The organism is Nonomuraea sp. LPB2021202275-12-8 (genome assembly GCF_037044575.1).
Lineage (GTDB): Bacteria > Actinomycetota > Actinomycetes > Streptosporangiales > Streptosporangiaceae > Nonomuraea.
The window spans coordinates 14,346-26,332 of record NZ_JBAHWD010000036.1 but is presented as its reverse complement, the minus strand read 5'-3'; the positions used below and the strand labels follow the sequence as shown (position 1 = coordinate 26,332).

Annotated in this window: 9 protein-coding genes; 3 read left to right on the top strand and 6 right to left on the bottom strand. The window is 64.6% G+C overall.

Going from position 1 to position 11,987, the window contains the following annotated elements:
• The first annotated feature begins 354 nt into the window (after positions 1-354).
• Positions 355-2,106, top strand: a complete 1,752-nt coding sequence (locus V5E28_RS40230) for a DUF6119 family protein (RefSeq protein ID WP_336215026.1) — start codon at positions 355-357, stop codon at positions 2,104-2,106.
• Between the two features lie 147 nt (positions 2,107-2,253).
• On the opposite strand, the gene V5E28_RS40225 is transcribed toward V5E28_RS40230, so the two are convergent.
• The 3 genes from V5E28_RS40225 to V5E28_RS40215 all read right to left on the bottom strand — a co-directional run bounded on the left by V5E28_RS40225 (position 2,254) and on the right by V5E28_RS40215 (position 7,156).
• Positions 2,254-2,832, bottom strand: coding sequence for a restriction endonuclease (locus tag V5E28_RS40225; protein WP_336215025.1), 579 nt, complete (start codon positions 2,830-2,832; stop codon positions 2,254-2,256).
• A 25-nt stretch (positions 2,833-2,857) separates the two neighbouring features.
• Positions 2,858-6,007 (bottom strand): DEAD/DEAH box helicase, encoded by a 3,150-nt coding sequence (locus V5E28_RS40220; RefSeq protein WP_336215024.1) that lies wholly within the window; start codon positions 6,005-6,007, stop codon positions 2,858-2,860.
• Positions 6,008-6,400: 393 nt separating this feature from the next.
• Positions 6,401-7,156, bottom strand: a complete 756-nt coding sequence (locus V5E28_RS40215) for an AbiTii domain-containing protein (RefSeq protein WP_336215022.1) — start codon at positions 7,154-7,156, stop codon at positions 6,401-6,403.
• Between the two features lie 176 nt (positions 7,157-7,332).
• Here V5E28_RS40215 and V5E28_RS40210 point away from each other — a divergent pair, with 176 nt between their 5' ends.
• Positions 7,333-7,530, top strand: coding sequence for a hypothetical protein (locus V5E28_RS40210; protein WP_336215020.1), 198 nt, complete (start codon positions 7,333-7,335; stop codon positions 7,528-7,530).
• A gap of 457 nt (positions 7,531-7,987) precedes the next feature.
• On the opposite strand, the gene V5E28_RS40205 is transcribed toward V5E28_RS40210, so the two are convergent.
• From V5E28_RS40205 to V5E28_RS40195, 3 genes are read right to left on the bottom strand one after another with little or no spacing between them, the layout of a single operon-like run.
• On the bottom strand, positions 7,988-8,869 hold the full coding sequence (locus V5E28_RS40205) for a class I SAM-dependent methyltransferase (RefSeq protein ID WP_336215019.1): 882 nt from the start codon (positions 8,867-8,869) through the stop codon (positions 7,988-7,990).
• Positions 8,866-9,855, bottom strand: coding sequence for a hypothetical protein (locus V5E28_RS40200; protein WP_336215018.1), 990 nt, complete (start codon positions 9,853-9,855; stop codon positions 8,866-8,868). The genes V5E28_RS40205 and V5E28_RS40200 overlap by 4 nt, the downstream gene beginning before the upstream one ends.
• A complete protein-coding gene (locus V5E28_RS40195; RefSeq protein ID WP_336215016.1) occupies positions 9,852-10,592 on the bottom strand; it encodes a TauD/TfdA family dioxygenase in 741 nt (246 codons plus the stop codon). Before V5E28_RS40195 ends, V5E28_RS40200 begins: the two co-directional genes overlap by 4 nt.
• Before the next feature lie 194 nt (positions 10,593-10,786).
• On the opposite strand from V5E28_RS40195, the gene V5E28_RS40190 reads away from it, so the two are divergent.
• Complete coding sequence (locus V5E28_RS40190; protein ID WP_336215015.1) at positions 10,787-11,878, top strand: quinone-dependent dihydroorotate dehydrogenase; 1,092 nt, start codon at positions 10,787-10,789, stop codon at positions 11,876-11,878.
• Positions 11,879-11,987 lie beyond the last annotated feature (109 nt).

Sequence of the window (11,987 nt, the reverse complement as noted above, 5' to 3'; positions counted from 1 at the left end):
ACACCTGCAAGAGTGACAGTCGTCATATCAACCGCCGTGAGCCACGGATGATGAGCGCGATGGTGTCCGGCCCACCGGGCACCCAGAGGCGTCCTCAGTCAGCCGATCCGTGGCTGTGAACACCTGCTCTCAGCCTTCCGGGGAGCGCAGGCCCCCGTACAAGAAGCGCCGAATCGCACCGGAGAGAACACGGCCCTGTCTGGGCCTGGTCCGTCCGTGCAGGGGGCTCCGCCACGCCGACAACGCACCCAGAACAGGTGTGCGCGTCGCATCGCACTAACGCCCGGCCAAGGCGCACCGCACTTCCCAGCTGTCCGGACCACCCGGGTCCCTCTACCTCAGACGAGGACTGACATGAGCGCTGAGAACCACAACGCCCCGGTCGCCGCCGTGAAGGCCACGACCCCGCCGACCACCCGCAAGACCTCCCTCTACCGCCTGCGCGCTGCAGACCCGACCACACACATGGACCTCCGCTCATTCGTCCTCCCCCGATACCTGGAACGCGAAGGCTTTCAGGCCCGCAAGGTCGACCACGAGGGCCTCTCTGGTCTCCTCGTCACTGGCACGATCGCCCCCGGCCCAGCCGATTGGTGCGACCCGCTCAGCGCCCTGAGCGGGCACCCCGTCGCCGAGGAGAATCAGACGACCCTCGCCCTCCTCCTGGTCCGCACCGAGCAGGCGATCTACGGCCTCACGTATGGCATGGGCCACCTGATGATCGACCCGGCCCGGATCGATCCCGGATTCGGCATCGAGCTCGCCATCCGCTGCCTGGATGCCGAGCGCATCACCAAGGTCCGTCGCCAGGTCATGGACGCGCGGGGCCGGACCGACGAAAACTCCGCCACCGGCGGGGAGAACATTCGGGGCTTCGGCATCGAGCAGTTCGGAGAGATCGTCAGCCAGATCGCCGGCCAGATCGCCAACGTCCCGCTCACCTTCACCAAGGACCGCACCCGGCCCGCGCACATCACGGGCAATGACCGTTCGGTCAAACTGCCCCTCGGTAGCACACCCGCCTCGCTGATCCACGATCTCCAGCGGATCGAGGAGGTCTGCGCCCTGCCCAGCCCGCTGCCGGAGTTCGAGTTCATCGCCCAGGTCCGGCCGCTCCTCCCGAAGTCCGAGCAGGTCCAGCGCCTCGACGAGCGCCTGGATGCCATGCTTGGCGGGGACGAGCGTGCCCTCCTCGCGCTCGCTGTGCCCAGCGTCTGCCGGGACCGGTACGACTTCGCGGAATCCTTCAAGGTGACGCTCGGGGGCCGTTCCCGGTACCACACCGAGCTTGAGATCGACCAGTTCGTCGAAGCCGTCCGACTCCGGCAGCCGGGGAGCCGCCTGCAGGCTTTGCGTGACGGGCGCATCCAGATGTTCGCCGACACTGAGGGTCACGAGCTGATCAGCAGCAAGGTCCCCGCCGACCACTGGCTCACCGCCGAAGTGTCCGAGGGGAGCTTCCACTACTTCTACTGGCAGCGGCGCTGGTACGAGATCGGCGCGGAGTACCTCGTCGTCATTGAGCAGCGGATCGCTGAGCTCCTCGCCCGTCCCACCAAGGTCACGATGCCGCCCTGGCCCAAGGGCAGCAACCCCAAGGAGAACGACGAGGACTGGTACAACAAGCAGGTCGCCGCCCGGGACGGATACGTGCTGCTCGACAAGAACACCGTGCACACGGCACGTCTGCGCGGAGGCGGGCTCGAGATCTGCGACGCCCTCGGGCCCGCCGGCCAGTTCATTTGCGTGAAGAAGGCCGAAGCGACCGCCGAGCTGAACCATCTCTTCGCGCAGGGCCGGGTCGCCATGGAAACCCTGCGCTTCGATACCGAGGCCCAGGAGAAGTTCCTTGCCAAGGTCGACGAGCTCGCCCCGGGCCATCCCCTGGACAGGACGTTCAGGTCGCTGACCCTCGTCTACGGCATCCTGCTCAAGGACGGGGTGCCGCTGACCCCGGACTCCCTGTTCGCATTCGCGAAGGTCTCGCTGCTGCACGCGGTGACCGCTCTGGAGGGGATGGGCGTGCGCGTGGAGATCGTCCCCATCTCCCGGACCTCGGTCACCGGGATGGTCACGCTGGGGGAAGAAGCAGACCCGTCTTCCTGACGGTCACCAACCCAGCGGGTGCCGATCAATCATCCGATGAGGTCAAGCTGCATGGTGGTATTCCCTGAGCCCTCACTGCAGACGGGATCGGGTCCGCGAAGTGTCGACGATGTCGTCAGAAAATGACATAGCCCCTGGAGCCCTTGCCTAGGCCGGGGTGATCAGCGCCGAGCGTGTGTTGTCGGCGCTACCGGTGAGCAGGGTGAAATCGTAGTCTCCGTCGCCGTCGGGCGTCACCGCGTAGCCGGAGTACGCGCCGGTGAGCACGAGCGGGGTCATCGTTGCGGTGTGACGCGTGATGTACGTCCAGGCGTTGTCGACCAGGCGGACGCAAGCGATGCCGTGGGCCTTGGCGAATTCGAGGGCTCCGCTCTGGAATCCGGTGGCGGCCACCACGACGCCCTTCTGGGCGCCGGTGGATTGGAGTTTAGTGAGCAGCACCTGGACGTCAGACCGTTTGACGGGGTTCTTGTGACGCTTGCACTCGAACAGGATAAGGAAGTCCATGCCAGCCAGCTGGAAGCGCGCCGTGACGTCCATGATGTAGATCCCGTCCAGCCCTTCGACTTGATCGAGGTGCTTGACCTCCCAGCCGACCAGCTCCATGTTCATCGACTTGGCGATCGCAGCGACCGCTTCCTCGTATGCCTTGGGCGTGATGTCGAACGACGGCCAGTGATCTTCCTCGCCCGCCGCGGCAGTCGCAGTCGGGGAATCGTCGCTCATGATGTTGCTCGCTCTCGGTGAGGAGTTAGTCGGTGGAGGTCGGCAGCAGGTCGGCGAAGTCGGTGCTGTCGTCGCCGTCAAGCGCAGCGCGAGCGGCTTGCCGCAGCGCCGCGATTTTGCTGTTGTTGCCGTTGAGGCACGACAGCAGGACGTCATCGTCGGCATCGAGGATCGCAGCCGGATCGGTGAGCGGCCGGGAGGCGAGCCGCAGGTAATCCGTCCGGTCCAGCGCGGCACCAGCACGCTGGGCCAGCGGCACCAACTCGGACGGGATGCCGAATTCGAGCTGGACCGGTAGAAGGCCAGCAAGGTCGTCAAGACGGGCATCGGGATGCAGGCACCGGGCGATATCGATGACGGTGCCGACGACGCTTTGCGTACGGTCTGCGGAAGCCCGGGTGACGCCGGCGGCGTCCTTCGACGGCAGGTGCACCATGAGCTGCCGCTCAATGTGGCCGATCGGAACGCCGGCCATCCACATCATGCAGGCCACCGCCCGTTTCGCCCGCTCGGCGGCCGTCTTGCGTTCCAGACCGGGCAAAGCTGCAAGCACAGGGCCAGCAAGGCCGTGGCGCTGTAACTCGCCGACATAGGTCGCCTGCTCCTTCTGCCATCCTCTTCCATTGACTGGAGGACGAGCAGTGGCCACCTCGTCGGTCAGCTGGGCCGCGGCGATGATGGTGACGCGATTCAGCGCGGCAGGGTGCACAGCCCGCAGCGCACGGGCAACCCGCGCGGCAGACGACACCCGCAGACCGCTCTGCGAGACGTAGGTCCCGAGCTCGGTCAGCTCGATCCCGGACGGGCCGGATGACAGCAGCCCGGCACTGACAAGATCGTCCAGGACGGCGGACACGGTGGCGGCGGGGAGCGGATCCGGCGCGCCCGCAAGCCGCTGTTGGTGCGCGGCGAAGCTGTTGGACAGATACGCGATGACGTCGGCCTCGCTCAGGCCCGTCACACCCTCCCGCCGTGAGGCGGCCGCTACGACGCGCAACAACAACGTCGCGGCATCCTGCCCCGGGTCCAGTAGCTGAGACCGCAGATCCTCGGGCTTGCCGAGCACGTAGTCCCGCCAGCGGCGGTCGCCGTCGATGCCGCCGCCCGCGATCAAGACGGCGCGGCCCCCGTCGGTCAGCCCCAGCCGGCCAGCCCGTCCGGCGATGTTCTTGTACTCGGCGACCGAATACGGAGCTGTCTGGGTCGGCCCGGTCGGGTGGTCCAGCTCCACGATGACCACGGTCTCGGCGGGAAGGTTGACGCCCTGGGCCAGAGTCGTCGTACATACCAGCACCCGGATACCGCTGTCCGGGGCACGGAACTGGTCCTCGATGGCGATCTTTTCGTCCCGGGCCAGGTCCGAGATGTGGAAGGCGACCCCGCCGGCGAGGCATTGCCGCAGGTCCGCCAGTACGGCACTGGCGTCGGCCCCTGCCAGGCTCTCCAGCGTCGCCTTCGCCTCGGGCAGGCCGAGGCTCCGCGCAAGATAACGCGCGCAGCCGCGGGTCAATCCCCGAGTGCTCCGGAAGATGATGATCTGTTGCCCCTGGCCCACCAGCTTGCGCACCAGCGGAATGATCAGGTCTTGGTTGCGCTGCGTCCATCCGGTCGGCGTGATGAGCTGCTCGGATGCCTCCTCACCGTCAGCGTCCACGTGTCGGTAGGTCCCATCGGGACCGAGCACCCCTTCGAGCAGCGGGATGGGCCGCCCGGTCCGGGCGATGACGTTCGCGTCGAGCCAGCTGTCGAGACCGCCGAGATCGCCGAGCACCGCGGACAGCGCGATGACCTGTGGTATGACACCTTCGGGACGGCGCGCCTTCAGCACAGTGAGGAGGAACTCAAGGTAGGCGCCACGGCCAGGGTCGACGATCGTCTGGACCTCATCGATCACAATGACGGAGAGCAGCTTAAGCAAGTGCGGGTTGCCCAGAGCTAGACCCGCGAACTTCTCGTAGGTCAGCACGGCCAGGTCGAACTGCCCCTGCAGGAGCGCCGGCACGTCGTCGGCGGTTTCCCCGGTGGCCCGGATGGTCTGCAACCCGGCCGAACCGTAGGTGCGCGAGAACCTCGCGTACTGCTCGTTGACCAGCGCGCGGGTCGGCAGCAGGAACACCGACCGACCGCCCATCTGGGCGGCGCGGATAGCGGCGAGTTCCCCGATCAGGGTCTTGCCCGAGGACGTAGGAGCCGTCACCAGGACGTTCGCCCCGGAGAGCAGCCGCCCCTGATTAATCGTGTCGACCTGAAGGTCATTGAGCTCGTCGATGCGCGCCGCCCAGGCGTCCAGCACCACCTGCGGGATACCGTGACCGCGCAGGCTCGCGAGGTCACGGGTGACCGGAACGAGCACGGACGACGGGAACTGCGCCGAGTAGAGCGGGCCGGTGTCGGTGAAGACCGGCCACCGCAGCTCCCCGTCCATCTGACCCCGCAGGCTCGGATCCTGCTCGGCGGCCACCGTTCCGGATGCCTTCGCCTTGACCTCACGAGTCACGAACGCGAGCAGGTCGTAGAGGCGAACCTGCCCGCCATCTCCGGCCGCCGCGCCCAGCAAGGCCCGCAGCAAGTGGTACGTGAGCAGCCCGTGCCCCAGGTGCGGGTCCTCCCACGCTTCCTGCTCGCCAGTCGCCGCAGCGAGGATCAGCCGCCCGGTCCCTGCCATCCGCTCCAGCCGTGCATCCGTCGACTCCGGCAAACCAGTCACGCCGCCACGCGGCACCAACGGGGCGTTGAGAACCTTGGCACCCGCGCCTCCGGCGAAGCAGCAGTCCAGGACCATAACCAGCTGCCGGGCCGGGATCGCGCTCACCAGCTCCGTGAACTGGTCAAGCGGCAACGACGTCGAGGACAGGTTGCCCGGGTCGGCGTCGTGAGTGACCAGCTCGTGGGTCGTACTGCCGTGCCCGGAGAACGAGATGACTACGACATCCTCGGGCGTGCTGCGGGTCTGAAGCTCCAGGAGGGCGGCCACGACAGCGTCGCGAGTAGCGTCCCGGTCCGTCAGCAACGTGGTGTTGGTGTCGCCAAGGTTGTCGGAGAAGACGGCGTGCAGCGCCTTCGCGTCACGTGCCGCCGAGGCCAGCCGCCGCACCAACTTGGACCGGTAGCGGTTGATACCTATGAACAGACCATGAAACTGCCGCGCCGAAGTGGCGGCCGGGTTGCTCGGCATTCAACGCCTCACGATGTAAAAGTAATTTGTGCCGATTTCCGGCAGAAGCTGTGCTCGGCCGCGCCCTATGGTGCCGATTCCCAACCAGTCGGGTGACACCCGAGTCGAGCGGCAGCAAAACAGCTTAGCAGGTGCAGGCGAGATCAATATCGTGGGGATGGGCAGCGGTGGGCACAAAGGGTGAGATCGCGGGCTACCCGCTGGTGCCGCTGCCGAATTGGCAGGGCTCCCAACTCCTGGCCGAAAGGGTGGCGAGTCCGATACGTGACGCTGTGCACCGGTTCGGGTTCCGGTCGTCCCGTCCCCGCCCGCCGAATCAGACGCGCTGAGGTAAGAGCAGGGGTCTGTGTTCGCTGGTATCTCCTCATTCCCAGGGCTTCCATCCGAGCCAGGTCACAGCAGCAAGTAAGGCTGCGGCCACGGTGGAAAGCCCGACGATGATGCCGCGCTTGCGCCACCGGGCGGGCACGACTCGTCCGCAGGTCCAGAAAACGTAGCTGTGGCAACACCGTTCTCGGACTGAGCCACCGTAACATTCACCTTATGACGTTCACCGCCATGCAGGAACACGTTGATGGCCTGATCGGCAGCTTCGGCAGAAGGAATGTCTTGGTCGCCCGGCGTTGTGGCCAGCAATTCGGCGACAAGCTCAATCAGGATGTTGCGGACGTGCTGAAGGATTCCGCGGATCTGAGTCGTACTGACCCGCCAGTAGAGAGATTCGACATGAAGTCCAGTCCCAGCCTGCTGGGCGTTGATATACACCACCAGCCCGGACGCGCCCGGAGGGCCTAGATCGACATGTTCGTTCGACTTTCGGGCAAGGTGATTCGCGTCGGATCCGTGATCGGGTCCGGGACAGTACGCAGCGGGGCGGCTTGAGCCAGGGCTTAATGGGCTCGGTGCCGGTTGTAGAACAGGACGCCTCTTCACCAACTCGCGGGTCAGCGCGGTCAGGAGAGCGGCGAGAAAGGCCCAGTCCTCGAGGGCGAAGCTCACTCTGGCGTCGGCGCCGAGTTGGCGTTCAAGGACGGTGATCTGGTGGCGCAGGGCGAGTATCTCCACGTCCTTGCCCCGATCGCCCATGGGCAGCGACCGCAGCGCGGCGAACGCGTTCGTGACGGTGAGGTAGGCCAGGCGAAAGAGCACGGCCGATCATCATGCCGCACGCGTACCGTCTTCTGGGCGGCCGGAGCTCGCGCCACCACGCGAAGTCCTCACATAGTCATGACCTGGGCGGATGTAATTTTCGGCAGGCGCAAGGTCCATGCCCGCCGTAGCAGACGGCGATGCCATGCCAGCAACGCTGCCGGGGTGACCAGACGATGAACACGCAGCAGCGCCGGCGACCATCGGGCCCACGCCGCGAGAACGGCCCGATCGACCCAATCTGGCTTCGGTCGTCCGACCTGACGCCGCAGCACCGCCACCTCGTGCGCAACACCATGATTTCCGCGTCCTTCGACGCCTGGCTGCGGCCGAACAACACCAGCCAGCCGAACACCCGGAGCATGATCAGATAGAGCAGGCGAACAAGCACAAGACGCGATCTTGTCTGTAGGGACGGACCACGTCAAACCTCAGATCAGAGCCGCCATGGCTACATTTTGACGCAGTACAAGCCGCACGCTGTATGGGGTGCGTGCGGTCATCGAAGTGCTGAACGAGATCCGCCGCGGTTCCGGCGCTGCGGCCAATGTCGAGCGGGACAGCCGCAGAAGATCACCAGGCCAGCCCGGCTGTCAGTTAACCGCGAGTACGGCGCCACGATCTCGACCCCATGCCGCGCCTGGTGGCCCCGCTTGAGCCTGATCGAGCGGCGCGTCGGAGCGCCATCGGCCTTGAGAGGGGTCGTCGGCCTCTTTCCACCCAGGCCAGATCGCGGCTTGCGGAAACATTGTTCCGCAAGCTATTCGGAGCCCTACATTTCCATCGAACGGTCACACCCGCGCGATGCCGCCGGTGGCCGGCAGGCAGGGTTCACCCGACTGGCGTGGCGCGTTCCGGTCCGACGCGCGGCCTCATCGCGACAACGTCATACGCATCCGGGTAGCCGCCCCACTCCTCCAACAGTGATTCCTGCCTGCTCGTTAACGCGATGCGATGGAGTGATGATGACCACCGTTGCCGCACGAACTCCACCGGGAACTCGATCACCGACATGCTCACGATTGTCAAGCCCGCTGCATTGAATAGCTCGCGGGTCTCCACCTCGGTGTAGAACTGCTGCACCCGGTAGAACGCCTTCTCGGCGTGACCGCTGTGGCGCAGCCCCAGAGGAGGCAATCCAAGCAGGTCATGCATTGTGGACGATGTGTACAGCTGACCGGTGGTGGAATCGTAGGCGTCGTCATCCAGCCAGAACCGGTCCTGAGTCTCTCGTCGTATGACGGTCGCACGAAGTAGTCCGCCTGGTTGAAGCATCCGGCGGATGTTGGCCAGGGCGCTGATGGCATCGACATCCTGGATCACGTTGATAGCCATCATCCGCGTGAACCTGTCAAGTCCGAGCGTGCGGCAAGCGGCTGTGTCGGCGATGTCGAGTTGATGGAACCGAACCGTCGTGGAAATCCGCAACGGAGACATCCGCTGTCGTGTAGCTTCCAACATGGCCGCAGAGATGTCGATTGCATCGTATGTCTGAATCCCCTGTGATTGCGCGACGGCACGAGCGGCAAGTTCACCCTGGCCCACACCGATTTCGGCAACGTGCGCAGCTTGGCCTGCCCACGCAGCCGCGTCGGCGACCCATCCGTGGAGCCGAACCGGGCTGAGGAAGGCGAACATGCTGCGGGAACCCGCGATCGCGTCGTAGTAGCCGCGCATCACCTCGATCGCCGCGCGTGCTGGCGGTCTGTTCATGGGGTTCCGCTGGTGAAGAGAGCGGGGGTGAAGCGGCGGGCGGATCGGCGGACACACTGGATGTAGCGTTGCATGTCCGCCTTCTGCCCGAACACGTACACCAGCATGCGAAGTCTTGCGCCACCGTGGTACTGCCCGCGAGGCATCTCATGCAGTTTGATGACTCGTTCGTCGATTACCTCAGTGTTCCACTCGGTGGGCAGAACACCGCCGAATGAGTCGCTAACGTCGCGCAAGTCGCAGTACTTAAACGACCATCCCGACCGGGTCAAGTACCGGTTCATGCTCTCCAGTCGGGCCCGCTCCTGGATGAGTGTGGTCCGGTCGAGTAGCACGATGTACTCGCATGTCGCACCCCGGGCTGGCAGACTGGTCAGGAATCTCATCCATTCCTGCGTCCACTCCTCGGGCACCATGAAGGCTCGCCGCTGAATCTGGAGGTAGGTTTGCGCACCTTCACACAGTCGCTGTGTAACTTCCAGGTGATCGAGAATATCCGCTTCTAGTCCGCCGCTTTCGAGTTTCTCGATCTCGCGCTCCGCGCCTGTCAAGGCGCGTTCAATCACCATCGCGTAGGCGTCTCGCAGGTGCACATGGCCGCGTGTAAGGACGCCGGTTACCGATCTCAGCAGTGCGTACGTGCCGGGCAGACTGGCCTGACTGCCGTTGAGATTGTCCAGCAGTACGCGCAGCAGCGAGCTGTCCAGGGCTGGTCCCGTGGCCTGGCCGAGAGCGGTCGCCACGGTCTCTGGAATCCCTGCCTGCAAGGCGCGGATCTGGGAACGCATGAACAACATCAACTGAAGGCTGACCGCAAACATGAATGTAACCATTGCGGACAGAAGCCGAACAACTGGGGTGACGACTAGAGGAGGCTGGCCCAAGAGCTGGGCTGCCAGACTCAACCCATCCGGAATGAGCCATCCGATACTCATCGACGAGGCCGCTATGACAGCTTCGGTGGCGACCCAGCGACCGCCTTTCATGTGTAGACCTTTACTCTTCTAAATAGTCGCTTGCTACCCCGCTCGAAGGCTGTACGTCCGTGCACGACTCTATGGTTGTCGAGGATCAGGCAATCGCCGGGCGTCAGCGCAATTCGTGTCTTTACCTGCTCGATCGCGCGATCGAGTCGGTCCAGCGCACCGACGCATTCCAGTTGCACGGGTACCGTTAGACGTTGGGCGGAACGTTCGATTTCAACCCGATTGTATCGAATGCGCCATTCGGTGGCATGCTCCTGGAGAATGGGAACCAGTCCGAAGTGACTGGGAAATAGTGGCCTGGCCAGGAGATCTAGCGTAGCGCTGTCCAAGTGCGCGATGATGTCGTCGACCGTCGCCGCCAATGAGTCGCCCCCTGCGCTCGCCTGGTGAACGCATTGGAGGATGACCAGATCGCTTGGATTTGCTTCGAAGTAGTCATCGGTGTGGCAAGGAAAGTCAGCGTTCGTTGTGGAGAGGATCGGAAACCCATGATCGTCGCGGATCGGCTCGTCACGCGCCTGGACGGCGTGCACGAGACGGTTCCCTTCATCTGGCGCTGTCACGTCGGTACTGTCCACCCGACCTAGCGATTTGGCCAACCGAGCCAGGGTGTGGGCTCCACCCTCGCCGGGTAGTCCGCGGATCACCAGGATTGGATGGAACCGTACTTTTGATCGGATTTCCGCAGTGAATGCCTCCCAGGGCACGGTCACCGCATAGTTAATGTAGATGACCATCAAACCCCCTGGCCACGAAAGCAGCAGATGATGTTCTTCTCATCCCGTTTCGACCTTGCTGTGTCGGAACCGGTGTTGCAAACCGATCGTAGAACCTGACCTCCACAACCATCGATCATGTGATCGCGTACCCATCCAGGCAGAGAGGTGGACTAGTGATCGCGATGACCGAAAATGGATCGAATTGAGAGCCCATGTATCATTTGCTATTCGGGCATTTGTTGCGACATCTCCCGGCCGAAGCCGCGCACCTGATGGCTCTATATGTCCTCCGATTCAGCGTAGCAGTTCCGGGGGTCTCGAGGATGCTTCGGCGCCTGCTGGCCAAGCCCGACGCCGTGCTCGCGGTCGAGGCACTTGGCATGCATTTTCCAAGTCCGATCGGGCTCGCCGCCGGCTTCGACAAGCAAGCGCAGGCGGTCGACGCGCTCGCCGCTCTGGGGTTCGGCTTCATCGAGGTGGGTACGGTGACCGCTTTTCCCCAGCCCGGCAACCGCAAACCGCGCGTGTTCCACCTTGCCCGCGACCGCGCCCTCGTCAACCGGATCGGCACTAGCAACGACGGCGCATCGGCCGCCGCGGCCCGACTGCGGGCACGTCAGCGATGCGAGCCGGTGGTCGGTGTGAACATCGGCAAGACAACGGCCGTCGCCAACGCCGAGGCGCTTGCTGACTACATCGTATGCGCCCAGTATGTGGCCGACGTCGCGAACTACGTCAGCGTCAATGTCAGTTCGCCGAATACTCCAGGTCTGCGGGACCTCCAGGCCGTTGAGCGCCTGCGGCCGCTGATCGTTGGCGTCCGCGGCGCCCTCGACCGCCGTGCAGGTCGGCGGATACCGCTATTGGTGAAGATCTCACCGGATCTTAGAGACGAAGACATCGACGAGTTGGCTGATCTGGCGCTCGACACCGGCCTCGACGGAATCATCGCTGTAAACACCACGGTCTCAAGGGGCGGGCTAGTCAGCGATTCGCACAGTGTCAAGAAGATCGGCGCTGGTGGCCTGTCGGGACGACCGCTCAAGCGGCGTTCGCTTGAGGTCCTGCGCCGCCTGCGCAGCCGGGCCGGCGATCAGATCGTTCTCATCTCGGTGGGCGGCGTCGAGACTGCTGAAGACGCCTGGTGTCGGATCCGTGCTGGCGCAACGTTGGTACAGGCGTACACGGGCTTTGTCTACGGCGGTCCGCTCTGGCCGCAGAGGATCACCGATGGGCTGGCGCTGCTCGTCCGGCAAGCTGGTTTCGCCCACGTTAGCGAGGCGATAGGCGTCGACGCCGACTAATTGGCCGCGTGTCCGGTGCCAAAACTCGCTCATAGCGCTGGCGCTTTTAATCCGTAGGTTCCGGGTTCGAGCCCCGGGCGCCCTACCAGTCTGACCTGCAGGTTCACTC

Excerpts from the sequence above, each read along its gene's own strand:
- V5E28_RS40230 (WP_336215026.1), top strand. The coding sequence starts at position 355 with ATGAGCGCTGAGAACCACAACGCCCCGGTCGCCGCCGTGAAGGCCACG.
- V5E28_RS40225 (WP_336215025.1), bottom strand. The coding sequence starts at position 2,832 with ATGAGCGACGATTCCCCGACTGCGACTGCCGCGGCGGGCGAGGAAGAT.
- V5E28_RS40220 (WP_336215024.1), bottom strand. The coding sequence starts at position 6,007 with ATGCCGAGCAACCCGGCCGCCACTTCGGCGCGGCAGTTTCATGGTCTG.
- V5E28_RS40210 (WP_336215020.1), top strand. The coding sequence starts at position 7,333 with ATGAACACGCAGCAGCGCCGGCGACCATCGGGCCCACGCCGCGAGAAC.
- V5E28_RS40205 (WP_336215019.1), bottom strand. The coding sequence starts at position 8,869 with ATGAACAGACCGCCAGCACGCGCGGCGATCGAGGTGATGCGCGGCTAC.
- V5E28_RS40200 (WP_336215018.1), bottom strand. The coding sequence starts at position 9,855 with ATGAAAGGCGGTCGCTGGGTCGCCACCGAAGCTGTCATAGCGGCCTCG.
- V5E28_RS40195 (WP_336215016.1), bottom strand. The coding sequence starts at position 10,592 with ATGGTCATCTACATTAACTATGCGGTGACCGTGCCCTGGGAGGCATTC.
- V5E28_RS40190 (WP_336215015.1), top strand. The coding sequence starts at position 10,787 with ATGTATCATTTGCTATTCGGGCATTTGTTGCGACATCTCCCGGCCGAA.